Origin of the sequence: Ruegeria sp. SCSIO 43209, assembly GCF_019904295.1 — a bacterium.
Lineage (GTDB): Bacteria > Pseudomonadota > Alphaproteobacteria > Rhodobacterales > Rhodobacteraceae > Ruegeria.
Genome location: NZ_CP065359.1, coordinates 1,223,853 through 1,248,372, shown reverse-complemented (window position 1 = coordinate 1,248,372; position 24,520 = coordinate 1,223,853). Strand labels below are relative to the sequence as shown.

Sequence of the window (24,520 nt, the reverse complement as noted above, 5' to 3'; positions counted from 1 at the left end):
GTTTGGTCGTGTTGACAAGTGGCGCAACCAGAGACGGATCGATTTGATGTCGATAAGACTAGGTTGCATTCCACGGTATTGTCGACACGGTGGGTATTCTTTGGCTTGCTGAAGCAACGTTCTCCCAATTTACGAACGTAATATAGCGATCTGTCGACAGCAACACACTTCTTGCGTGATTTCCGAATGGGGATGACGGCAGAACTTCGCGGTTGTCCATTATTTTGTGAGTGTGAGCCTCCCCATGATTCGTCAAACGACACGGTTTTGTTTCGGTCAGTACACGATAAGGAACCTTGATCGTTGCCAGACAACACTTTTGTAATCACGCCCCACAAAAGCTACGACATCATTGTTGGCAACGTCGTTTAAATCCTGTGGATCGCTTGTCACCTCGTCCGTATCCGGCACGAGCATGTTAAATGAGACGTCTTTGTAAATCATTGTCATGCGACATCTCTCCATAATTCGGGATGGTTGACCGGTATACGCCATGTTCTGGCTTTGGAAACTTGAGAGCGCAGGATCCTGCAACCTCGGCATCAAAACGCATTGTCGACAGATCGGAAGGAACAGCACCGCTAGCTGTCGATATTCCCATAGATGATCCGGCTACTTCAGCTATCGACCGGCCCTCGCCGGCCGCTTCAGACGAACTGCTCGACTACACAGCTCTTTCACTTTGACGAGACCCTCACCAGTAGCCCTCGATGATTCATAAGGCGATCCATCACCTTCTCGTCCTTCGTGGAGTTACTCTATGCGAGATCATGTCCATTCACGAGCGCGCCCAGGCAAATACTGAAAGGGTTGAACGGATGAGACTGGTTGGAATGGGGGCATCAAAACAGGCCAGGATGGATTGGAAAGCTGAGCAAAGCGGTATTCCAGCCTGGGACACCCACGTTGATAATAAAGGGCAAAACCTAATTCCTGACAGACCCTCCGGGCCTACCAATTCACCGTCCAATCACGATATCCGCGCATAATCCGCCCAGCCTTTCGCTGCTGCCCAGTCGCAGAATACCACCATGTACGCGGGCGATATCGGCAACAATCGCAAGGCCCAATCCCACGCCGGTGCCCTGATTCTGGTTTCGCGCCGGATCAAGTCGCGTGAAGGGTTTGACGGCCTCGGTGCGTTGTTCGACCGGGATACCGGGGCCGTCATCTTCAACCCGAATGCGTAGTGACTTTGGCGTCATCGAAAGGCTGACCTCGGCGCGTGAACCATAGCGATTCGCGTTTCCAATCAGATTCTCTACTGCCCTGCGCATGGCCGATGGGCGCAGCATTGCCGTTCCACGCCCCTCGACCGAGATTAGTTCAACGTGCTGGCCCGCGCGCTGTGCATCGTCAACGATTTGGCTCAGCCAATTTTCGGGTTCAATCTCTTCGGGTGCGCTCTCTGCAGCGCCACGCGAGAAGTCCAAGAATGCATCCAGCAGCGATTGCATCTCGTCCACGTCTTGCAACAACGGTGCGGCCTCGTCCTCGGGCAACATAGCTAATCCAAGTTTCAGACGCGTCAGAGGTGTGCGCAGATCGTGGCTGACCCCCGATAACATGAGCGTGCGCTGCTCAATCTGCCGCTCGATTCGGGCGCGCATGTCAACGAAGGCATTGCCCGCAGCGCGTACCTCGATTGCGCCACCGGGTGAATAAGGCACGACCCGCCCGCGACCAAAGGCCTGCGCCGCGTCCGCAAGGCGCGTGATCGGGCGCAACTGATTGCGCATGTAGAGAAACGAGATCGTTGTCATCAGAGCCGCAAAGAACACCATCGTCACAATCAGCTGATGCGGTGCAGTCGGCGACAGGCGTCGGCGATCAAACTCTAGCTCAAGCATGCCCAGATTGGTTGCCAGAAAAAGACTCACTTCCTGTCCATTTGGCAGAGCCACATACTGGGTTTCAGGCAACAAGCTGCGCAATTCCGCATCCACCTGCGGGGCAATGAAATCGTACCATCGACGCGGACTGTTTTTCGGCTGTTCATTCGGCGGCAGAAAGCGGGCGGTCATGTTCAAGACCGACAAGTCCTGCCGCGCAGCTGCCAATGCCTGCTGCTGGGTTTCCGCACTCTCCATCACGTCCAGCACCAGCGTCACCTCGCGCGCCGCCGTGCGGGTCATTTGGGCGGTCACTTCCTCAAGATGTTTTTGCAAAAAGGCAATCGCCACCACCAAAAGCACGACAATGACCGGCAGTACCAGAATGAGTGCGGCACGCGCATATAGGCTGCGCGGCATATAGGGTTTGAGCCATTGGGTCGACATGCGCTAAACCTAGCGGGCTGCCCGGGCAAGAGGAAGAGGTCAGAATGCAAGCCCCCGACGATTTCAACCCTCTCCCTGGACAGGTTGCCGTGCTTGCCCCGGGGCTAAGGCGCATTCTTGCGCCCAATCCCTCGCCAATGACTTATCGTGGTACGAATACCTACCTTCTAGGCGACAAGGACATTGCTGTCATCGACCCTGGGCCATTGAGTGATGCCCATTTGCAAGCCATAGTTGATGCGCTGGAACCCGGGCAGCGGATCAGCCACATATTTGTTACGCACACCCATCTGGATCACTCGCCTTTGGCCGCCCCGCTCGCATCCCGCACCGGCGCTCCGGTTCTGGCTTTTGGTGGTCCGCAAGCTGGACGCAGCGAAGTCATGACCGAGCTGGCCCAGAACGGGCTTGCCGGAGGTGGTGAGGGAATCGATGCCGATTTCCGCCCTGATATCGAGCTTGAAGACGGTGAACGCGTCGCGGCAGAAGGCTGGCAACTCGAAGTGATCCACACACCCGGCCATCTGGGCAACCATATCGCGCTGGCCTGGGGGGATGTCTGCTTTACGGCTGATCACGTCATGGGTTGGGCCAGTTCTCTGGTCTCGCCCCCGGACGGAGACCTGACGGATTTCATGGCGGCCTGTCGCCGCCTGCGTGCGCGCGAGTGGTCGGTTTTTCATCCGGGCCATGGTGCCCCTATCACGAATCCTGCCAAGCGCCTGGATTGGCTGATAGACCACCGATTGCAGCGGGAATCACAGATACTCGACGCCCTGGAAAATGGCCCAGAAACGGCCCAACAGCTTGCCCAGCGAATCTATATCGAAACCCCCGCCGCGCTGCTTCCCGCGGCCGAGCGTAATGTCTTCGCCCATCTGGTTGATCTGACCGGCAGATCCCGTGTAGCGCCCTTGGGGGATCTGTCAGTTGCGTCTCGTTTCAAGCGCATCGCGTGAATCGGAAAAAATTGGCGGCCCGTGCGCTTCCCCTCTGGACGCCGAAAATACGGGTTGTTATACGCCCCTCAGTTCCGGCGTAGCTCAGCGGTAGAGCAGTTGACTGTTAATCAATTGGTCGTAGGTTCGATCCCTACCGCCGGAGCCAATTTTCCACATTTAGATCATAGACTTAATGGAAAGCCTCGCATTTAGGGGAAGGAATGTAGGGCCGTGTTGCCAGTTTGTTGCCAAGAATCAGGTGGCAATGAAGTGACAACAGCTCCCAGCAAAACCACCATTCAGCCAGCAACCGGCTGTTATTGCTTGATTTTCAGGCAGAGCAAATCGGTAGGTCAATTGATTCGAGATCAATCGATCATAGGCTACCTCAAAGCTGATGTTTGCGGCACCTTTCGCGAACATCTGGAAACGAGGAAGCCGGTCGTTTACTTTCGCCCGAGCGGAGGGCTACTTTGCCGACAAAGCTGCTGTCAAAGTTTTCCGGCGGAACGTCCGCTTTGTGCACTTTGCGACCGAGGCAACAAATACGGCGGACGGAAAGCTGTTATTCCCTGGAGACGCCAAAGGTAATTGGCACGGGAGTGAAAGCGGACGTTTACGGGAAGATGACACTATGAAATGAAGGCGCCTGGCTGCCAAGGTCAAACCGGAATTTCGCCGCGACCTCGCCGATTGCTCTAGCCATTTTCCTACCGTTGACCTTATATTGGTCTGCCGTTGCCTTAGTGTTCATCCCGCCAATAGTGAGGAGTGACGACGGTTTTCCACAAAGCTCGACGTACTTGACAAAGCAGAAAGACTCTCCTTGAGACCTTATTTCTTAAAATGCAGCAGTGCCGCTTAGAGGTAAATCATTTGGGACAGGTCGCTCCTCCCCAATCGAGTTGGCAATCCATCAAAGGATCGATTGCCCAGTCGAATTCCAATCATTGAGAAACTTCTCGATGCCGATATCGGTCAATGGATGCATGATCAGTTTGCGAATAACGGACGGCGGGATCGTGGCGATGTCGGAACCGGCCAGTGCCACCTCTGTAATATGATTGGGGCTTCTGACGGATGCCGCAATGATTTCAGTTTCAATACTATAGTTGTCGTAAATGCTACGGATGTCACGGATCAGATTGACTCCGTCCAGATTGATGTCATCCAATCTGCCAATGAACGGAGATATATAGGTAGCGCCAGCCTTTGCCGCCAAGAGAGCCTGATTGGGTGAAAAGCACAGTGTGACGTTTGTTCTGATACCTTCACTTTTGAAATGAGCACAGGCCCTGAGGCCATCCAATGTCAGCGGCAGTTTGACAACGACGTTGTCTGCGATCGCCGCGAGGTGCACTCCCTCTGCGATCATTCCCGCAGCATCCGACGCTGCAACCTCTGCCGATACTGGCGTATCCGTCAGAGTGCAAATTTCTGCAATGACCTCTTTGAAATCGCGACCGGACTTGGCGATCAAGCTTGGATTGGTGGTCACGCCATCCAATAATCCGAAACCCATCAGGTCTTTGATGTCGTTTACTTCTGCGGTGTCCACGAAGAATTTCATGAGGTTTCCTCATTGCGTAAGGGGTGACTTGGGTTGCACCTGAGGCTGCCTAGAGGCACTGTATCAAGGGTTGGCTGAAGCCAGTGCGCAGATTCAGAATGCGTTGCGCATCCCGAATTCAGTGTAGTTCTGGCTCAGTATAAGATCGGCTTTCCGGCTATCACGGATGACACGTTCAGCGTTTGGCAGATCGTTCGCTATTGCGCGTTGCAGCGCGGTTTGCGGGTCAAAGCCATGGCTGATCCAGCGGTTTTGCAGCCTGTTTTCAAGCTCTTCCAAAGTTGGGCTGATAAAAACCGTTGCGGCATAGACATCCGTCAGGTTTCTCCACGGGTCGCTGTCCATCAGAAGATAGTTACCCTCAACGACGACGACCGGAGTTGCCGGGTGAACCGCAATGGCGTTGGCAATAGCGAGGTCCATTGTGCGGTCGAATTTGGGATGAAAGGACTCGTGGCGCGTAAATTGAAGCTCTCTGATTGCAGCGCAAAACCCGACCCCGTCGAAAGTCTCTGGCGCGCCTTTTCTCGCCAGCAATCCACGCGTTTCCAGCACGCAGTTGTCCAAATGGTAACCATCCATTGGTACAAGTGTGGCTGAGGGAACCGCCGAGCTCTGTTGCGTGTTCAGCGATTGCACAACGGCATCCGCTAAGGTCGACTTTCCGGATGCAGGGGGACCGGCGATTGCGATAATCGTCCGGACTCCAACTTGCCGCCGGGAGGAGATCAGGTCGCAAACGCGCTGTACGTCCTGCTCGATCACGCTGCGTCCTCTTTTGGGGGTTCCTTGGCACCGGTCATGAAGGCGACTGCATCGGACATCGTGTAATCCTTGGGATCAATTGTGCAGAGCCTTTTGCCCAACCGATGCACATGAATGCGGTCGGCAACCTCAAAAACATGAGGCATGTTGTGGCTGATCAGGATGATCGGAATGCCGCGGGCACGCACGTCCTGGATCAGTTCGAGCACCTTTCGGCTTTCCTTGACTCCCAAAGCAGCCGTCGGTTCGTCCATGATGATAAACTTGGTTGCAAAGGCAGCGGCACGAGCAACGGCAACACCTTGGCGTTGGCCACCAGAAAGAGTCTCAACCGCCTGATTGATCGACTGTACAGTCATCAGCCCAAGCTCGGTCAGTTTTTCTCGGGCAAACTTCTCCATCGCTGGACGGTCAAGCTTACGCATGTATTTGCCCATGAACCCCTGCTTGCGGATTTCGCGCCCCATGAACATGTTGTCCGCAATCGAAAGGGCAGGAGACATGGCGAGCTGCTGATAGACAATCTCGATCCCCATATTCCGCGCATCGATCGGAGAGCTGAAGTTAACCTTTTTGCCCTCGATCAGAATCTCGCCTTCATCCGGGATTGTGGCGCCGCAGATCGCCTTCACGATGGATGATTTGCCCGCGCCATTATCTCCGATCACTGCCAGGATTTCCCCCTGGCGCAGTTCAAAGTCGGAATGGTCGATGGCGGTAACGTGGCCATAACGCTTTACGATCCCGCGGCCTTGGACGACTGGAGTTGAGTCTGACATTAGCCCGATACCTTTCTAATCCACTGGTCGACGGCAACCGCAGCGATAATGAGAAGTCCGATAAGTAAGAAGGTCCATTGTGCGTCTGCGCCCAGAAGCCTTAGCCCCAAAGTGAACACGCCAACAATCAGCGCGCCAAACAGCGATCCCAGGATGGATCCCCGCCCGCCGAACAAAGAGATGCCCCCGATCACTACCGCGGTGATGCTTTCGATATTGGCCAACTGACCGGATGTAGGTGAAACCGACCCGATACGCCCGATCAGGGCCCAGCCTGCAAATGCACAGATCAAACCGGATAACATATAAACGGACATCAGCGTTCTGTGCACGTTCACACCGGATAGTTCAGCCGCCTCAGGGTCATCCCCCACCGCATAGACATGCCGGCCCCAGGCCGTATGTTTGAGCGCGTAAGCCAACACGAAAATCAGTACGAGCATGAATATCACGCCAACCGTGAAGGTCGCGCCACCGACGCTGAATTTGGTGCCAAAAAATTGCAGGAACGGGGCGTTGGCCTCGATATCCTGACTGCGAATTGTTTCGTTTGCGGAATACAGGAAGTTTGTCGCCAGAACGATCTGCCACATGCCGAGCGTGACAATAAAGGGCGGCAGCTTTACGCGACTGACCAGCCAGCCATTGAGAGCCCCGATCAGCGTTCCCATTGCCAGCCCGCACATCACAGCAATGGGCACCGGGATACCGTAGCGGAAGGTGAACTGACCCATGATGACGGATGAAAACACCATGATCGCACCGACGCTCAAGTCGATGCCGGCGGTCAGAATGACAAGGCTTTGCGCTGCGGCCACGATGCCCACGATCTGAACTTGCTGCAAGATCAGCGTCATCGCAAAGGGTGAGAAGAACTTGGACCCCAGCAGCAGACCGAAAATTACGATGGCGCCAACCAGAACGATCAACGGCACAAAGGAAGGGTTGACATGGAGAAGATGCTGCAACTTCCCCAGAACACCACGACGGTGATCTTCAAATTCCGCTACGGTTTCTGACGCGTTGGCGGCGGTTTCGAATTCCTGGGCGTTTTGGTTTGCTTCAGACATCTCTCCCCCTTTTCGTGGCTGGCATCGCGTCCACGAAATCAGTTTACAGGAAGTTTAGGTTTGCTGGTGAAAGGATTGATGAGGCGCTGCGGCGCGCCTCACCTAATAGAGCTGCCTTTAGCCCCAGCAGAGATCCAGGCCTTCTGCGACAGACAGCGACTCGACCCCATCAACCGGCTGGTCGGTGATGAGTGCCACACCCGTGTCATAGAAGTCTTTGCCGGGTGTGTTTTCGGGCTTCACGCCCTCTTCGGCCCATTTTTTCACGGCCTCAACCCCAAGCGAGGCCATCAACAGCGGGTACTGTTGGCTTGTCGCCCCGATCACACCGGCTTCGACGTTTTGGACACCGGGGCACCCCCCGTCGACCGAAACGATCAGTACGTCGTTTTCACGCCCGATGGATTTCAGCGCCTCATATGCGCCCGCAGCAGCCGGTTCGTTGATCGTGTGAACAACGTTGATGGATGAATCCTTGGCCAAAAGGTTTTCCATCGCGCGGCGCCCGCCTTCTTCATTGCCGTCGGTCACGTCACTGCCAACCAGACGCGCATCGGTTTCGTCACCGATGACATTCGGGTCCGCCAGGTCCACGCCGAACCCGTCGAGGAAACCCTGATTGCGCAGAACGTCTACTGTCGGCTGACTGACGTTCAGATCCAGCGTCGCGATCTTGGCATCGGCTGCGGCGTCGCCCATTTTGGCCTTGGCCCATTGACCGATCAGAAGGCCGGCCTTGTAGTTGTCCGTCGCGAATGTCGCGTCCGCTGAGTCAATCGGGCTAAGCGGAGTATCCAGCGCAATGACCAAAACCCCCGCATCCCGCGCCTGTTTGACCGCAGGAACGATTGAGCTGGTGTCGGATGCTGTCAGCAGAATGCCTTTTGCGCCATCGAGAATGCAGGTTTCAATGGCCTGAACCTGAGTTTCATGGTCGCCATCAACCTTGCCGGCAAACGCCTTGAGCGTCATGCCCAGCTCTTCTGCCTTGGCGGTTGCGCCTTCCTTCATCTTAACGAAAAAGGGGTTGGTGTCGGTCTTGGTAATCAGGCAGACGGTTTCACCAGCCGCTTGCGCGGATGCAGCGGCCAAAGTCAGCGCAGTCGCGGATGCGGCGAGCTTGAGTAGATTTCTCATGTTGTCCTCCCAGAAAATTGTTGTGGCCCCGCGCGGAATAGCGACAAGGCGGGCCTCCATCCTCCAATGAAGGTCCCGTTCAAGAAACCGTGATTCTAGCCTCTGTGTCAATAAATAAATAAAGTTTATTTATTAATTTGCCCACGTATCTTTTCATAAGAAAACAAGGTGTTTATGTTTAAGGTTATGGAAAGAGAGGCGTTGAAAATACTAACCGGCGGGGTAAGCCAAAGCGGTGTTCGTGATCATAACGAACGCCTCATTCTGACGGTTTTACAACGGCATGGACCTGCTGCCGGGGCGGACGTCGCGCGGCTGACGGGCCTGTCACCCCAGACCGTGTCGATCATTCTGCGTAAGCTCGAAAAGGACGAGATTCTCAAACGTGGGACGCCGTTGAAGGGCAAAGTTGGGAAACCTTCGATCCCCATGGAGCTCAATCCCGAAGGCATTCTGTCGGTGGGAATGAAGATCGGTCGCCGCAGCGCCGATCTTCTTTTGATCGACTTCACCGGTAAGCCACGCCAACAGCTCTCGACGACTTATGACTACCCGCTACCCGAAGCAGTGTTCGGGTTTCTGGAGGTAGGATTGGAAGAGCTTCTGGCCAATGAACCCCAGAAACTTCGGGACCGTGTATGCGGGATTGGAATCGGAACACCGTTCGAGCTGTGGAAGTGGCACGACCTTTCTGGGCTTGCGGCTCAGAAATTCAGGTCCTGGAGAAACGTGAACTTCTTTTCCGAGGTGGCCAAGTTCAGCGAACTGCCGGTCTTTGTGGTCAATGATGCTACTGCCGCGTGTCACGCGGAGCACCTCTATGGCCGCGGGGCTGAGTATCGAGACTATTTTTATTTCTTCATAGGCTCAATGATTGGCGGAGGCGTTGCATTGAATGGCACCGTATTTGAGGGCAACCAAGGCAATGCCGGTGCCTTGGGTGCCATGCGGACGACGGGTCCTTTGGGTGAAAGCCAGCAACTGATTGACACTGCATCGCTGTTCCTGCTCGAGGACAGGTTGATAGAAGCGGGTGTTGATCCGGGAATTTTGTGGAAAAAGCCGCAGGACTGGAGCGGCATTTCGCGCTATGTCGAACCATGGATCGGTACCACCGCGCAGGAACTGGCCAAAGCTGCGCTGTCTATTTGCGCGGTCATCGACTTTGAGGCAATTTTTATCGACGGCGCATTCCCATCTGAAATACGTGAGGAGCTGGTCTCACGGGTTCGTCGTTACCTAGTCAACCAAGATAAACGCGGTTTGATTCCTCCGGTTGTAGAAGCTGCGGCTGTCGGAGAAAACGCCCGCGGGATTGGGGCGGCAAGCAGCCCGATTTTCCGCCAGTTTCTATTGAACACTAATGCTGGGCTTTCTGGGATGTAGTCGAAACTCATAGGGGGCAGTCTTAATCAAGTAAGAACCGCTCCTACTCAATTTGGGGGCCTTAGAACGGCCGCTCTGACTCAACTGCAGGTAGCCATCCAATTGGGTAACAGTGCACTGCTTTAGGCCGCCTCGAAAGCGGCCGACGTCGGCTTCCTGCGCATTGATGTCATTGGAGCATCGCGCAGCATTGGTCGAAGCGGGCTCAAATAGGCCGTTGGCTACGCTATTAGGGAAGGTCCACACTGAGTCGCCTCCGAATTAGATGAGAGGCCGTGCACTTCACCCACAAAAAAACGTTTTTGCATCTGGACCTCCACTTTACCTGTTGATACACGCCCCTCAGTTCCGGCGTAGCTCAGCGGTAGAGCAGTTGACTGTTAATCAATTGGTCGTAGGTTCGATCCCTACCGCCGGAGCCATTCTTCCCAGACTGGCACTTATCCCATCAGCGCATCACTGAAATCCGAGCGCAACGTGCGTTTCAGGACCTTTCCGGTCGCGTTAAGGGGCAAGGCATCAACGAACACGACCTTGTCGGGTACCTGCCATTTTGCGATTTTGCCGTCGAAGAATGCCAACAAATCCTGCTCGGTCGGTTCTTCGCCCTCGGCCTTCACTGCTACCAAGAGCGGGCGTTCGTCCCATTTCGGATGCGGCACACCCACAACGGCAGCCGTCGCGAGTTGAGGGTGTGCGACGGCGATATTCTCCAACTCGACAGAGCTGATCCATTCACCCCCCGATTTGATGATATCTTTCGACCGGTCGCGGATGGTCATGAACCCATCTGGGTCCAGTGTTGCAACGTCGCCAGTCGCGAACCAGCCATCTTGCAACAAGTCCTCGTCCTGCATGTGGAAATAACTGTCCAGAACCCAATGGCCGCGCACCATCAGATCGCCCTGCGTTTCACCGTCATGGGGAAGATCTCTGCCATCATCATCGACTATTTTTAGTTCAACCCCAAAGGGCGGGCGGCCTTGGTTTTCGCGCAGCTTGTGCTGTGCTTCCATGGGCATGTCCAGATGTTTGGCCATCGGATAATTCGTCGTGCCCAGCGGGCTCATTTCGCTCATGCCCCAGGCGTGGACGGTATCGACGCCATAGGTTTCGCGGAACGTTTCAATCATTGAGGGCGGGCATGCCGCACCACCGATTACAGTACGATTGAGGCTTTTCAACTTGGTCCCGCATGTCGCGGCATGGGCCAGCAGACCTTGCCAAATGGTCGGTACGCCCATCGCCAGCGTGACGCCATATGTGTCGATCAGATTGACCAATGCCTCGCCATGCAATCCCGGCCCCGGCATCACCATTCGCGAACCAGACATAGCGCTGGCATAGGGCGAGCCCCAAGCGTTGACGTGGAACATTGGCACCACCGGCATCACCACATCCATGGCGGAATAGCCGATTACGTCGCGCGTGTTCGACGCGAAGCTATGCAGAACTGTAGAGCGGTGGGAATAGAGAACGCCTTTGGGGTTCCCAGTGGTACCCGAAGTATAACAGAGGCTGGAGGCAGTGTTTTCATCAAAGCTGGGCCACGCGTAGTCTGTATCACCGGTTTCAATGAGCTCGTCATAAAAAACCAACCCCGGCACCTGAGACAGCGCAGCCTCGTCCCGCGCACCCATCAGCACATAGTACTGCACCTCGGTCAGATGCTCTTGCAGCGCGGCGACCAATGGCAGGAAAGTCGCATCGAAGAACAGGACACGGTCCTGCGCGTGGTTGATGATATAGGTTAGTTGTTCGGGAAACAGACGCGGGTTGATCGTGTGGCAGACAAAGCCCGCGCCGGACACCGCATAGTAGATCTCAAGGTGGCGGCGGTTATTCCAGGCCAGCGTGCCCACGCGATCCTGCGGTTGCAGCCCCAGTTTCTCTAACGCCGAAGCCATCCGTCGGGCGTTCTGCGCGATCCCGGACCAGTTGGTCTCGGTCACGGTTCCGTCGGTTTCGACCGAGATGATCTCGGTCTGCCCGTGATAACGTTCAGCATGTTCAATCAGCGACGAAATCAGCAAAGGCTGCGTCATCATCTGTCCCAGCATGGACATTCCTCCCATCGTCAGCGCTTGGCCGCGCCGTTATGTCTTGGCAACAACCCTGCCAAGAATTCAATTGTCTGACAATAAGAGAGTGCGGCAGGGTGCCGCGTCAACCGCGATGTCGCAATGCGTATCCAACCAGCGCCGAGGTCGAGCCATCTTTGCCATCGGCGTTGACCTCACCGTCCACGATCGGTCCCAGAGACGTTGCCAGTTCCTTGCCCAGCTCAACACCCCACTGATCGAACGAGTTGATTCCAAGCAGCACGCCTTCGACAAACACACGGTGTTCATAAAGCGCAATGATTTGACCCAGCACAAACGGGGTAAGCTGCGGATAGATCAGCGTGGTTGACGGGCGGTCGCCCGAAAACACACGATGGCGTGCCTGACGCTCCAACTCGTCGCCTGTCAGGCCCTTTTCGGCCATGCGTGCGCGTGCAACATCCAGCGACCGACCCCGCATTAGCGCTTCGGACTGGGCCAAGCAATTGGCCAATAGAAGGCGATGATGATGGGCCAGTTCCGGCTCATGCCCGTTTGCCGCCACCATGAATTCGCAGGGGATCACATCGGTGCCCTGATGGATCAACTGATAAAATGCATGCTGCCCATTTGTGCCGGGTTCGCCCCAGACAACCGGACCTGAAGGCATGGTCAGCGCGCTGCCATCCATCGCGACGGATTTGCCGTTCGATTCCATCTCAAGCTGTTGGAAATAGGCAGGCAGGCGCAGCAGACGCTGATCATATGGCAGAACTGCGCGGCTGGCATGCCCAAGCACCTGACGATGCCAGACCCCCACAAGCGCCAGCATAACTGGCAGGTTTTCTGCCCATTCGGCGGATTGAAAGTGCAGATCCATCGCCTGACCGCCGCGTAGAAACGCGTCAAACGCGTTCGAGCCAACGGCGATCATTACCGGCAGTCCGACCGGCCCCCAGACCGAGTACCGCCCGCCGACCCAATCCGCGAAGCCAAACACCCGCGACTCGGGAATCCCGAAGGCCTGAGTCTTGTCAACAGCGCTGGAGACCGCTGCGAATTGCCGCGCCGGATCACCACCACCATCGACCATCCAAGCCCGCGCCGTGCGTGCATTGGTCATCGTCTCGATGGTCGTAAAGGTCTTCGAAGCGACAATCACCAGAGTCCGTGTCGGATCAAGCGGGCGCAGCGTATCCGCAATATGCGCACCATCCACGTTGGAGACATAATGCAGCCTTGGCCCGTCGTGATAAGGTGCCAAGGCATGCGTCGCCATCACCGGCCCAAGGTCCGAGCCACCGATGCCAATGTTGACCACATCCGTAAAGCTGCCCCCTGCCCCTTTGATCGCCCCGCCACGCACTTCTTCGGCAAAGACGCGCATTCGCTGTAAAGTGCCCAGTACGTCCGGCATTACATCCTGACCATCGACCTCGACCGGGCCTCCGTCGAGATTGCGTAGCGCGGTATGCAATACAGCCCGGCCTTCGGTTTCGTTGATCTTTTCACCGGAGAACATCGCGGCCCGACGCTCTGCCAATTCGACTTGATCGCAAAGCTGGATCAGTGCCGTGCGGATATCTTCGTCGATTTGTGTCTTCGAATAGTCAAACAGCAGATCTCCGGTCAAAGCCGAGAAACCCTGCGCCCGGTTTGGATCGGCGTCAAACAGATCGAGTATCCGACGGCCCGTCTGTGTGGCTGCGAGTGAGTTCAATTGATCCAGCTGCATCGTGATTACTCCGCCCAATGTACGGTCATGCCGCTGAGCACGGCCGCGATCGGAGCTTCCTCGGGTGGCAGTGACATGGCACGATCCAGGACATTCCGTTTAGTTTCTCCGAATATGACGAGATGCTTGGACAAAGCGCCGTCCAGAACCGGACCCGTCAGCGTGATACGCGCTTCGGGCTGCACGTCGGTCCGCGCTACCGCCAGTGTCGGGGCGTTGTTGTTCAGAGCAGCAGACAAGCCCTGCATCCCCGGAAAGAGCGAGGCGGTATGCATGTCCTCACCCATACCTAGCACCAGAACCGATAGCGGCAGATGCGGGTTAATCAGGCTTTCGATCTCGGGCAAAACCGCCTCAGGCTCATGTTCCGCAACATAGAGCGGCATGTATTGTGCAATGGATGCGCGACTGGTCAGCAACCGTTCCCGGATCAACCTCTCGTTCGAACGCTCGTGATCACCCGGCACGCATCTTTCATCGGTCGGCAGTATGTGCACACGATCCCATTCCAGATCCGCAGCGCACAATCCATCAAAGATCGGCCCCGGTGTGGTTCCGCCCGGAACGGCCAACGAGACAGTATCATGATGTAGCAATGCGGCCTCAAGGTCTCCGGCCAATGCATTCGCGACATCAATCGCCAGCATGTCGCGATCGGCATATTCTTTGATATTCATGGATTTATTCCTTGCCAGCGGCGGTGGTCTCGTTTCATCAGCAACTCAGCGTCGCCCGGGCCGGTGCTGCCGTTTTCATAGGGTTTGGGAACATCACCACGCGCCTCCCAGCCCGCGATAATCGGATCGGTCCAGGCCCATGCGGCTTCTACCTCATCGCCGCGCATGAACAGGGTTTGGTTGCCGCGAATGACATCCATCACCAGCCGCTCATAAGCGTCGGGTGGGTCCTGGTTTTCAGGCCCAAGCGCTTCGGCAAAGCTCATGTCCAGCGGAACGTCAACCAGACGCATGCCTCCCTGCCCCGGCTCTTTAATTGTCACTTTCAAAGTGATGCCTTCATTGGGCTGCAACCGGATCGACAGGGCATTCGCATGACGCCCGGCCTCTTCGCCAAAAATCGAATGCGGAGCATCCTTGAACATCACATTGATGACCGAGGACCGCGCCACCAGCTCTTTGCCCGTGCGCAGATAGAACGGTGTGCCCGCCCAACGCCAATTGCTGATATGTGCGCGCAATGCGATGTAGCTTTCCGTCGTCGACCTTTGATTGCCGACAACTTGACGATACCCTCGGCCATCGGCACCGCCTGCAAACTGACCTCGCACGATATGGTGCGGCTCAACCGAATCCAACGCGCGTATGACCTTGAGTTTCTCATCGCGCACCGCGTCCGGATCAAATTTTGCGGGTGGTTCCATCGCGATCAGACACAAAAGCTGCATCAGATGGTTCTGCATCATGTCGCGCATGGCGCCAGCGCGCTCGTAATACTCTTCACGACCGTCAATGCCGACGGTCTCGGCCACAGTGATCTGAATGTGATCGACATACTGGCTGTTCCAAAGCGGTTCGAACAGCATGTTGCCGAACCGAACGGCCATAAGATTCTGAACGGTTTCCTTACCCAGATAATGATCGATCCGATAGATTTGCCCTTCGTCAAAATGCGCCGCCAGTGTCGCATTCAACGCGCGAGCACTTTCCAGATCGTGCCCAAAAGGCTTTTCGACGACGATACGGGTTTGCGGGGTGGCCAGATTGTGCGCCCTGATCTGTTCGGCCAGCGGGCCAAACAATCGGGGGCCTACCGAGAAATAGAAGGCCCTGATACGATCCGCATTCAGCATTTCGGCCAACTGGGCCCAACCATCTTCGGACAATGCGTCAAGCGGGACATACTCCACACGCTGCAGAAAACCGTTCACAGCCTCCTGATCATTTGCCCGCTTCGGTGCGTGCTGCCGCAACGATTCGGCCACCATCTCGCGAAAGCCATCAACGCTCAGAGCGCCCCGCGCTGCGCCGATGATCCGGGTGGCCTCGGGCCACTGCCCGGCGCAGTAACGCCGAAACAGGGCCGGAACGATCTTGCGCTGTGCCAGATCGCCGGTTCCGCCGAATATGACCAGATCAAATGGGTCAACAGGTATGACACGAGAAACCATGGCTTTTCCTTACCTTGCCGCTTGGGGCATGTCCAATGTTAGCGCAACCAATCAGCAACTTTCTTCCCACATCAAAACTCTGTCAGCGAGGGGTAGATACTCTTAACTAAACCGGCACAAACGGTTAAGTCGGTTTGGCACAAGCACAGAACCGGATGCCGGAATGAAAGACAACGCCCAACAGGCTGCGAATATCGGGAAGTTTCAGAACAGTTTAGTGACAGCAGACGGGCAAACGCGCGCGTCCGTCGCGCTGACTCATCCCGAAACCCTTTGGTTCAACACCGGAACGCTGTGCAACATCGAGTGCGTAAACTGTTATATCGCCAGCAGCCCAACCAACGATGCTCTGGTTTACATCACCGCCGACGAAGTCCGCGACTATCTGGATCAGATCGAACAGCGCCAATGGCCGATCCGCGAGATAGGCTTTACAGGTGGTGAGCCCTTCATGAACCCCGAGATGATCGAGATGACGCGCGTTGCGCTAGAGCGCGGGTACGAAGTTTTGATCCTGACCAATGCAATGCGGCCGATGATGCGCCGCAAAATGCGCGAGGGTTTGCTGGAATTACAGCGCGACTACGCAGAAAAACTGACGCTGCGTGTCTCCGTCGACCACTACCGCCCCGATCTGCATGACGAAGAACGCGGCAAAGGCAGTTTTGCCAAAACTCTGACGGGGATGGAGTGGTTGCGGGACAACGGCTTTAGGATGGCAATTGCCGGGCGCTCAGTCTGGGGGGATAGCGACGCTGAAAGCCGCGCGGGGTATGCAGCATTCTTTGCCAAGCACGGCTTTGACATCGATGCGCAAAATCCGGGCCAAACAGTTTTGTTTCCCGAGATGGACGAAACAGTTGAAGTTCCTGAAATCACAACCGCTTGCTGGGGCATCCTGGACAAAGCCCCTGATGCGGTGATGTGCGCCAGCTCGCGTATGGTCGTCAAACGCAAAGGCGCCGAGCGTCCGGTGGTGCTGGCCTGTACGCTGCTGCCTTATTCGCCGGAGTTTGAATTGGGCGAAACCCTTAAAGAGGCCGAGGCCGACGTGCATCTGAACCACCCGCATTGCGCCAAATTCTGTGTATTGGGCGGCGCGAGCTGTTCGGCCTGAGGGCTAATTTACCCGAAACTCACCCACCATGTTGCGCCATTCCCCCGGCGCGATCATTTTACGGTGCGTGAACCTGACCGAGTGCAGCGGACCTTCAATCTCTTTCTGCCAGAATTCTACGAATTCGAACAGCTTCGGATGGTCCGGAGCAAGGTCGTAATCCTGCCAAATAAACGTGTTCAGTACGTGAATATAGTCGGGCATGTGGTAGAAAAATTCCGCCGTGGTCAGCCCGTACCCCTTAAGCATGAGTTCAGTTTCACTTTGCGCCATGCAGACCTCCAAATTTGTTACAAGGTCTAGTCAGAGTAACACGGAACTGTCCTAATACTTAGATAACAACATGTTACTCAGGTGTTACCGACCTAATTTGGCCGGGGAACGGTTGCTTGCTTGCACCTTATATGCCGGGTCTGATAAAGTGTATCCACAAGATATAGATCAAGAACAAGACACGGGCAGCCTACGTGAGCGATACGCCAGAAATCCCTGAAAACATGGACGAAACCCCGCCCGAGCGCCCCGTTTATGACGGCCCGACGGTATCCATCGAATCCGAAATGCGCACGTCCTATCTGGACTATGCGATGTCGGTCATTGTCAGCCGTGCGATCCCCGATCTGCGCGATGGGCTGAAACCGGTGCATCGGCGTATTCTCTACGCGATGCATGAGACCGGGAACACTCATGACAAGTCCTATCGTAAGTCGGCCCGTCCGGTTGGCGACGTGATGGGTAAGTATCACCCGCATGGTGATAGTGCGATCTATGACGCGCTGGTGCGGATGGCGCAGGATTTCTCGATGTCGCTGCCGCTGCTTGATGGTCAGGGCAACTTTGGCTCAATGGACGGCGATAACCCGGCGGCGATGCGTTACACCGAAGTACGGATGGACAAGCCCGCCGCGTCCCTATTGGCCGATATCGAAAAAGAGACCGTCGATTTTCAGGACAACTATGACGGCAAAGACAAAGAGCCGACCGTCCTACCCGCCCGTTTCCCGAACATGCTGGTCAATGGTGCCGGTGGTATTGCCGTGGGTATGGCAACCAACATCCCACCGCATAACTTAGGCGAAGTGGTCGATGCCACGCTGGCGCTGATCGACGACCCGGATCTGACATCAGAACAACTGATCGAATATGTGCCCGGCCCCGATTTCCCGACCGGCGGTGTGATGCTGGGCCGCTCAGGTGCGCGCAAAGCGTACCTTGAAGGCCGTGGCAGCGTTATCATCCGCGCCAAGACCCGCGTAGAAGAGCTGCGCAAGGATCGTTACGCCATCGTTGTCGACGAGATCCCCTATCAGGTGAACAAAGCCTCGATGATCGAAAAGATCGCCGAAGCCGTGCGTGAAAAACGCATCGAAGGCGTCAGCCACGTACAGGACGAATCCGACCGCAATGGTGTGCGTGTCGTGGTCGAACTGAAACGCGATGCAACGCCCGAAGTGGTGCTGAACCAGCTCTACCGCTTCTCGCCGATGCAGACCTCATTTGGTTGCAACATGCTGGCGTTGAACGGTGGTCGGCCTGAACAGCTGACCCTGCGCCGCTTCCTGACCTCGTTCATCGACTTCCGCGAAGATGTTGTTGCCCGCCGCACAGCCTATGACTTGCGCAAGGCGCGTGAGCGCAGTCACATTCTGTGTGGTCTGGCCGTGGCCGTTTCGAATGTTGACGAAGTGGTTGCCACGATCCGCTCGTCGGCAGACGCTGCTGAAGCGCGCGAGAAACTGATGACCCGCCGCTGGCCTGCATCCGAGATCGAAGGCTATCTACGCCTGATCGACGATCCGCTGTCCAAGATGAATGACGACGGCACCTATAACCTGACCGAGGTACAGGCCCGCGCCATTCTCGAACTGCGGCTGCAGCGTCTGACCCAACTAGGTGTCAAGGAAGTCACGGACGAACTGGAAGAACTGGCCGACAAGATCAAGGAATACTTGGATATTCTGTCTTCGCGTGAGCGCATCATGGGCATCATCGCCGATGAGCTACGCAGCGTGCGCGAGCAGTTCGCCGTCGACCGCCGCACCGAGATCGTTGACTGGTCCGGTGATATGGAAGACGAAGACCTGATCGAACGCGAAGATATGGTCGTGACTGTCACCTCAGGCGGCTACATCAAACGCACCCCGCTGGCCGATTTCCGGGCGCAAAAGCGTGGCGGCAAAGGCCTGTCGGGTATGCAGACCAAGGAAGAGGATGTTGTCACCAATCTCTTCGTGGCGAACACGCATACGCAACTGCTGTTCTTCACCACCGAAGGCATGGTCTACAAGCTCAAGACCTGGCGTCTGCCGCAATCCAGCCGGACCGGTAAGGGTAAGGCGATCGTCAACATTCTTCCGATCCCGACCGGTGTCTCGATCGCGGCGATCATGCCCGTGGATGTGCCGGATGAAGAGTGGGAGAACCTGCAAATCGTCTTCGCCACCAGTGCAGGTGATGTCCGCCGCAATCGTCTGTCAGATTTCACGAACGTTCGCCGCAATGGCAAGATCGCGATGAAACTGCCCGAGGATGTGGAACTGGTAAACGCCCGCATCTGTTCAGAAGATGAAGACGTGATGCTGGTCACCAATTCGGGCCGTGCGATCCGCTTCCGGACCACTGATGTGCGCGTTTTCAATTCGCGCGAATCTACCGGTGTGCGCGGCATCAGGCTGAGCAATGGCGACCGTGTCGTCTCGATGTCCGTAATTCGCCATTTCGAGGCCGACCCGGACGAACGCGCCGCCTACCTCAAGATGCGCCGCGCAGTCGCGGGCATTGCGGATGACGGCGAAACGGACGAGGACGAAGCCGCGCCTGGCAGTATCACGCAGGAACGCTATGCCGAGATGTCGGCAGCCGAGAACCTGATCTTGACCATCACGTCGGGCGGCGCGGGCAAGCTGAGCTCCAGTCACGACTACCCTGTCCGCGGTCGCGGTGGCATGGGCGTTGCAGCCATGGACAAAGCCATGCGCGGCGGCGAACTGGTTGCCTCCTTCCCCGTAGAAATCGACGATCAGATCATGCTGGCTACCTCGAAGGGCCAATCGATCCGGGTGCCGGTCGAGGGCATCTCGTTCCGCTCCCGCAGCGCGGGTGGTGTGCGTGTATTCAACACCGGTAAAGGCGAAGAAGTCGTCAGTGTGGCCTGGATCGCCGACCAGGGTGACGAAGAAGCCGAGGAATAACAAAGCACTACAGAAGTGTAACAAAACGCCCGTATTGCGGGCGTTTTTGTTACTCAGGGTCACGTTCCTGCCAACGGCACGAGGGTGGGCTTGCCCCAGCAGACCCGGCACGCCTAGCATTTCGATATGTGGTCATTCGCCCATATCCGACCTGCCTACAGCCGTGCTGAGCGAATAAGTGACGGTGTTGTTCATGTGCTGGGTGTTTCTTCGGCGGTGATCGCAGCGCCTATGCTGATCATCATGACAGTCTTCTATCGGTCAGACCCGGCGGCGGTTTTGGGCGCCTCGATCTATGGAATAACTCTGGTTTTGATGCTGACGTTCTCGGCGCTCTACAACATGATCGAGCATGATGAGTGGGCAGAGTTTCTGCGCCGCCTTGATCACTCGGGTATCTACGTGAAGATCGCAGGAACTTATACGCCGTTCCTGCTGCTCTCGGCTTCGCAACCTCCGGGGCTTTTGCTGGGGTTGTGGTCTTCTGCGACGCTGGGCTCTGTTCTGAAGATGATCGACCCGAACCGCTTCCGCTGGTTCGGGCTGGCGCTGTATCTTCTGATGGGATGGGCCGCGGTTTGGGCCGGACAATCCATGTTGGCCGAACTCTCACCCCTTACCCTTACTTTGATGATCGCCGGAGGCCTCATCTATACCGCAGGCGTGGTATTCTACCTTCTGGACTGGCTGCCCTACCACAACACCATCTGGCACGTATTTGTATTGGCAGGAAGCGGCCTTTTCTTCGCCGCTGTTGCCTTGCGTATCGAAATGGTACCGTCAGGGCCAATGTAACGCCGGAGCGCCACGAACACGCCTCAAAGCCCGTACAACGCCCCGAACTTCTGCTCCAGATAAGCCAACAGCGGCTCCGGCCCTGGTTCCACCCCACTGGCGCGCTGAATGATTTCGCGGGGCGCGTACAGTCCTCCATGTTGCTGCACATGCTCTCGAAGCCAACCGGTCGCCCCGGAAGTATCGCCAGCTGCCAATTGCCCCTCAAGCCCGGGAATTGCTGCGCGCAGTGCTTGATACAGGCATCCCGCGTAGACATTGCCCAGCGAATAGGTCGGGAAATAGCCAAACAGGCCAACCGACCAGTGTACGTCCTGCAAGCATCCATTCGAGGGCTTGTCGACCGCATAACCAAAATCTGCTTTGAAGCGGTTGTTCCAGGCGGCTTCAAGGTCGCCGACCTGCAAGTCACCGGCCATCAGTGCGCGTTCCAAATCAAACCGCAGCATGATGTGCAGATTGTACTGCACCTCATCCGCCTCGGTCCGGATATAGCCGTTGTGGACGCGGTTGACGGTGGCATAGAACGCATCTGCATCGGTGATGCCAAAATCACCGAACGCCTCTTTCATCTGGTCAAACAGCCATCCGGTAAAGGCGCGCGAGCGGCCCAGCTGGTTTTCGTAAATCCGGCTTTGGCTTTCATGCACACCCATCGACACACCACGTCCCAGCGGGGTCAGCAGGTAATCGCGGTCGATGCCCTGCTCATAGGCGGCGTGTCCAACCTCGTGAATGGTCGAGTAAAAGCAGTTGAACGGATCGGTCTCGCTGGTGCGGGTGGTGATCCGAACGTCCAGCCCACTGCCCGAGCTGAACGGATGCACCGCTTTGTCGACGCGGCCATTGTTCAGGTCATAGCCGAATGTCGTTGCCAGTTTCTGCGTCAGGCGCATCTGGGTCAGTTCGTCAAAGTTGCCGGTCAGCGCGGCAGGTTCCGGGCGATCCAGAACTGCGGCGCGAAGAGCCACCAGACGTGGGCGCATTTCGTCAAAGATCGCGGCGATCTGAGCGCCGGTTGTGTAGGGCTCGTAATCCTCAACCATCGCATCATAAACGTCGCCACCCTGTGCCAGCGCTTCACCTTCTTGCCGTTTCAGCGAGACAACTTCTTCCAGCACCGGCAGGAAGGCTGAGACATCTTCGTCCGCTCGCGCCTGGGCCCATGTGCCCTGCGCGGCGGATGTCACGCGTGCAATCGCCGTCGCCAGATCGGCGGGCACCTTCACCGCGCGGTCATAGGCGCGGCGTATCTCACGCAGTTGTGCCTTGCCGACCTCATCTTGCGGTGCGGCCTGCTCCAACCATTCGGCAACGCGAGAGTCAGAGCGGCGAGCATGCAATACAGCCTCGATCGCTGCCATTTCCTCGGCCCGTTGCGGCGCGGCACCGCGCGGCATCACCGTTTCCTGGTCCCAGCCGAGCCTACCGGCAATCTGGCCCAGGGCCGAGGTTTCGCGCTGAAAGGCCATCAGGTCATTGTATGCTGTCATGGGATCATGCTCCGCGCACAGATGTTGCGATAGGGTAAGCTGTCAGGAAGCGGGCGCGCAGGATCAGTGTCCAGACGACCACGGCCATGAACTGGTGGAAAATGGCGATCTGCCAAGGTGCCGCATAGACGACTGTGATGATGCCCACGACCACTTGCAGTGACAAAGCCGCGAACATGGCGTTGAAGGCAAAGCGGGTCTGTGGGTGCGCGCTGCTGCCACCGCGCCGCCAGACTATGATGGCGAAAATAAAGAGCAGATAGCCGACGCAACGGTGGATAAACTGCACCAGACCGGGACTTTCAAAGAAGTTACGCCACATCGGTTCCAGCATGGCCGCATCGGGCGGCAGCAACTGACCGCCAATCAGAGGCCAGTCAGTGTAGGACCTCCCCGCGTCGATCCCGGCCACCAGCGCACCGATGAGGATTTGCAGGAAGGTGAAGTGCAGCAGTCCGGTCGATATCGAGAAAAGCTTAGCCTCTTTCGCACGGCGGGCCTGCATCAGGTCACGTTCGTCACGGCCAAGTTCAAAGATGTACCAGGCAAGAAAGCCGAGGATCACGAAGGCCAAGCCAAGATGCGTTGCCAGACGATAGCTGGCAACGGCGGTCATGCCTTCACCCTGTGTGACGCCCGAGGCGACCATCCACCAGCCTACAGCACCCTGAACACCGCCAAGCAAGCCGGGGATCAGCAGCTTACCAGCCCATCCTGTCGGAATTTTGCGAGCCACAAGGAAACCGATAAATCCAACGGCCCAAACCAATCCAATCACGCGGCCCAACTGGCGATGGCCCCATTCCCACCAATAGATGGTTTTGAAATCATCCAGCTCCATCCATTGGTTCTGAATGCGCCACTGGTCAATCTGCTTGTATTTGTCGAATTCGGCTTGCCAGTCGGCGGCGTTCATCGGTGGGATCGCACCCGTAATAGGTCGCCATTCGGTGATCGATAGTCCACTGTCGGTCAGCCGCGTGAGCCCGCCCACGGCAATCATGATCACGACCAGCGCGAACAGGATCATCAGCCAAACCCGGATCGCGGCCCGCGCACCGCCACGCCCCCGGTCGATCATACCGGGTTGGACGGCCTGTTGTTTTTCGCTGTCCGAGACCTCTTCGAAGATGCTGCGCTTACCGCTCATGCTGTCCTCATGTCCTGATTTCGTCGCAAGCTATGGTTTGGCGGAAGATAGGTCCAGCCTCAGCTTTTGTCTTTCCAGCGGACCATCTGCCGCATGATCCCGTGAAGCATCTGTACATCGGCCCGTGTCATCCGCATCCGCGACCACAGATTGCGCAGGTTCACCTTCATTCCTTCGGCTTTTTCCGGCGGATAAAAGAACCCGGCCTGTTCCAGACGGTCCTCATAATGCTCGACCAACTTTTCAACCTCGATCCCGGTCGCCCAATCGCCCTTGCCCAGATCAGTTGCCTCATGCACGACATCCCCGGTCTGGCGCATCCATTCATAGGCGGTCAGCAGAACGCACTGCCCGAGGTTCAACGACGCATATTCCGGATTCACTGGCACTGAGATAATCGCATTGGCCTTGGCGATATCCTCATTCTCAAGCCCTGCCCGTTCCGGGCCAAATAGAACAGCGACCTTTTCGCCCGCCGCCACTTTCTGCGATGCAAGCTGCATTGCGCGCTCCGGGCTATAGACAGGCTTGGTCAACCCACGTTGCCGCGCTGTGGTGGCGAAGACAAAGGTGGTGTCCTCCAGCGCGCCCGCCAGATCGTCAAATAACTGCGCCTCATCCAAAAGCCGCCCGGCCCCGCTGGACATCGCCACCGCCTTGGGGTTGGGCCAGCCGTCGCGCGGTGCCACGATCCGCATCCGATCCAGCCCAAAGTTCCACATCGCCCGCGCGGCAGCACCGATGTTCTCACCCATCTGAGGGCGCACCAGAACAAAAGACGGCTGTGATGTATCGCTGGGCATGGCTAACTCCGAAAAACTCCGCTTGCTCTAATGGCCGCATGGGTCGAGGGCAAGTCGGCCCGGCGTCTTCTGTTCGCAAAAGGGTACGTAGCCGGCATAAAAGTTTGCTTCCCCCGCGCAATCCGCTAAACCGCGCGAA

Annotated in this window: 19 protein-coding genes, 2 tRNA genes and 1 pseudogene; 7 read left to right on the top strand and 15 right to left on the bottom strand. The window is 56.7% G+C overall.

The genetic code is table 11. The features are described 5' to 3' along the window. Positions 1–9: 9 nt before the first annotated feature. Together I5192_RS22460 and I5192_RS06285 are read right to left on the bottom strand one after the other, a co-directional pair. Positions 10–197 (bottom strand): annotated as a pseudogene (locus I5192_RS22460) (IS5/IS1182 family transposase); the annotation flags it as partial. 762 nt (positions 198–959) lie between these two features. Further along, positions 960–2,279, bottom strand: coding sequence for an ATP-binding protein (locus I5192_RS06285; RefSeq protein ID WP_223117994.1), 1,320 nt, complete (start codon positions 2,277–2,279; stop codon positions 960–962). A 44-nt stretch (positions 2,280–2,323) separates the two neighbouring features. On the opposite strand from I5192_RS06285, the gene I5192_RS06280 reads away from it, so the two are divergent. Further along, complete coding sequence (locus I5192_RS06280; RefSeq protein ID WP_223117993.1) at positions 2,324–3,238, top strand: MBL fold metallo-hydrolase; 915 nt, start codon at positions 2,324–2,326, stop codon at positions 3,236–3,238. A 73-nt stretch (positions 3,239–3,311) separates the two neighbouring features. Further along, a tRNA-Asn gene (locus tag I5192_RS06275) sits at positions 3,312–3,386 on the top strand. Between the two features lie 750 nt (positions 3,387–4,136). On the opposite strand, the gene fsa is transcribed toward I5192_RS06275, so the two are convergent. The 5 genes from fsa to I5192_RS06250 form a co-directional block, all read right to left on the bottom strand. Continuing rightward, complete coding sequence (gene fsa / locus I5192_RS06270; protein WP_223117992.1) at positions 4,137–4,790, bottom strand: fructose-6-phosphate aldolase; 654 nt, start codon at positions 4,788–4,790, stop codon at positions 4,137–4,139. A gap of 93 nt (positions 4,791–4,883) precedes the next feature. Continuing rightward, positions 4,884–5,555: a hypothetical protein gene (locus I5192_RS06265; protein ID WP_223117991.1), complete on the bottom strand. Its 672-nt coding sequence runs from the start codon at positions 5,553–5,555 to the stop codon at positions 4,884–4,886. Then, complete coding sequence (locus tag I5192_RS06260) at positions 5,552–6,334, bottom strand: ATP-binding cassette domain-containing protein (protein ID WP_170392954.1); 783 nt, start codon at positions 6,332–6,334, stop codon at positions 5,552–5,554. Before I5192_RS06260 ends, I5192_RS06265 begins: the two co-directional genes overlap by 4 nt. After that, positions 6,334–7,404 (bottom strand): ABC transporter permease, encoded by a 1,071-nt coding sequence (locus tag I5192_RS06255; RefSeq protein ID WP_170380653.1) that lies wholly within the window; start codon positions 7,402–7,404, stop codon positions 6,334–6,336. The genes I5192_RS06260 and I5192_RS06255 overlap by 1 nt, the downstream gene beginning before the upstream one ends. 117 nt (positions 7,405–7,521) lie before the next feature. Beyond that, positions 7,522–8,541 carry a sugar ABC transporter substrate-binding protein gene (locus I5192_RS06250; protein WP_170392952.1) on the bottom strand — a complete coding sequence of 340 codons (1,020 nt, stop codon included), beginning with the start codon at positions 8,539–8,541 and terminating at the stop codon, positions 7,522–7,524. 186 nt (positions 8,542–8,727) lie between these two features. Between I5192_RS06250 and I5192_RS06245 the strand changes: the two genes are divergently transcribed. Together I5192_RS06245 and I5192_RS06240 are read left to right on the top strand one after the other, a co-directional pair. After that, complete coding sequence (locus tag I5192_RS06245) at positions 8,728–9,927, top strand: ROK family transcriptional regulator (RefSeq protein ID WP_170393677.1); 1,200 nt, start codon at positions 8,728–8,730, stop codon at positions 9,925–9,927. Between the two features lie 347 nt (positions 9,928–10,274). Beyond that, positions 10,275–10,349, top strand: a tRNA-Asn gene (locus tag I5192_RS06240). An 18-nt stretch (positions 10,350–10,367) separates the two neighbouring features. Here I5192_RS06240 and I5192_RS06235 read toward each other — a convergent pair. From I5192_RS06235 to zwf, 4 genes are all read right to left on the bottom strand, one after another. Further along, positions 10,368–11,987 (bottom strand): long-chain-fatty-acid--CoA ligase, encoded by a 1,620-nt coding sequence (locus I5192_RS06235; protein ID WP_223117990.1) that lies wholly within the window; start codon positions 11,985–11,987, stop codon positions 10,368–10,370. A 106-nt stretch (positions 11,988–12,093) separates the two neighbouring features. Then, positions 12,094–13,704: a glucose-6-phosphate isomerase gene (gene pgi, locus I5192_RS06230; RefSeq protein WP_223117989.1), complete on the bottom strand. Its 1,611-nt coding sequence runs from the start codon at positions 13,702–13,704 to the stop codon at positions 12,094–12,096. A gap of 5 nt (positions 13,705–13,709) precedes the next feature. Next, positions 13,710–14,381: a 6-phosphogluconolactonase gene (pgl, locus tag I5192_RS06225; protein ID WP_223117988.1), complete on the bottom strand. Its 672-nt coding sequence runs from the start codon at positions 14,379–14,381 to the stop codon at positions 13,710–13,712. Next, positions 14,378–15,832, bottom strand: a complete 1,455-nt coding sequence (gene zwf / locus I5192_RS06220; protein ID WP_223117987.1) for a glucose-6-phosphate dehydrogenase — start codon at positions 15,830–15,832, stop codon at positions 14,378–14,380. The genes pgl and zwf overlap by 4 nt, the downstream gene beginning before the upstream one ends. Before the next feature lie 163 nt (positions 15,833–15,995). Between zwf and I5192_RS06215 the strand changes: the two genes are divergently transcribed. Beyond that, positions 15,996–16,949 (top strand): radical SAM protein, encoded by a 954-nt coding sequence (locus I5192_RS06215; protein ID WP_170406026.1) that lies wholly within the window; start codon positions 15,996–15,998, stop codon positions 16,947–16,949. Between the two features lie 3 nt (positions 16,950–16,952). Here I5192_RS06215 and I5192_RS06210 read toward each other — a convergent pair whose 3' ends face one another. Beyond that, complete coding sequence (locus I5192_RS06210; protein WP_039535770.1) at positions 16,953–17,222, bottom strand: usg protein; 270 nt, start codon at positions 17,220–17,222, stop codon at positions 16,953–16,955. A gap of 194 nt (positions 17,223–17,416) precedes the next feature. Here I5192_RS06210 and gyrA point away from each other — a divergent pair, with 194 nt between their 5' ends. Together gyrA and I5192_RS06200 are read left to right on the top strand one after the other, a co-directional pair. Further along, a complete protein-coding gene (gene gyrA, locus I5192_RS06205; RefSeq protein WP_170396932.1) occupies positions 17,417–20,140 on the top strand; it encodes a DNA gyrase subunit A in 2,724 nt (907 codons plus the stop codon). 126 nt (positions 20,141–20,266) lie between these two features. Continuing rightward, the gene (locus tag I5192_RS06200) at positions 20,267–20,935 is read left to right on the top strand and encodes a hemolysin III family protein (protein WP_170567166.1); all 669 of its coding nucleotides are present in this window, start codon (positions 20,267–20,269) and stop codon (positions 20,933–20,935) included. Positions 20,936–20,958: 23 nt separating this feature from the next. Here I5192_RS06200 and I5192_RS06195 read toward each other — a convergent pair whose 3' ends face one another. The 3 genes from I5192_RS06195 to I5192_RS06185 are packed head-to-tail and all read right to left on the bottom strand — an operon-like array spanning position 20,959 to position 24,381. Further along, entirely contained in the window at positions 20,959–22,428 is a 1,470-nt protein-coding gene (locus I5192_RS06195; RefSeq protein WP_223117986.1) for a carboxypeptidase M32, read from the bottom strand. A gap of 4 nt (positions 22,429–22,432) precedes the next feature. After that, positions 22,433–23,578, bottom strand: coding sequence for a heme A synthase (gene ctaA, locus I5192_RS06190; protein ID WP_223117985.1), 1,146 nt, complete (start codon positions 23,576–23,578; stop codon positions 22,433–22,435). A gap of 59 nt (positions 23,579–23,637) precedes the next feature. Beyond that, positions 23,638–24,381 carry an RNA methyltransferase gene (locus tag I5192_RS06185; RefSeq protein ID WP_170396917.1) on the bottom strand — a complete coding sequence of 248 codons (744 nt, stop codon included), beginning with the start codon at positions 24,379–24,381 and terminating at the stop codon, positions 23,638–23,640. Positions 24,382–24,520 lie beyond the last annotated feature (139 nt).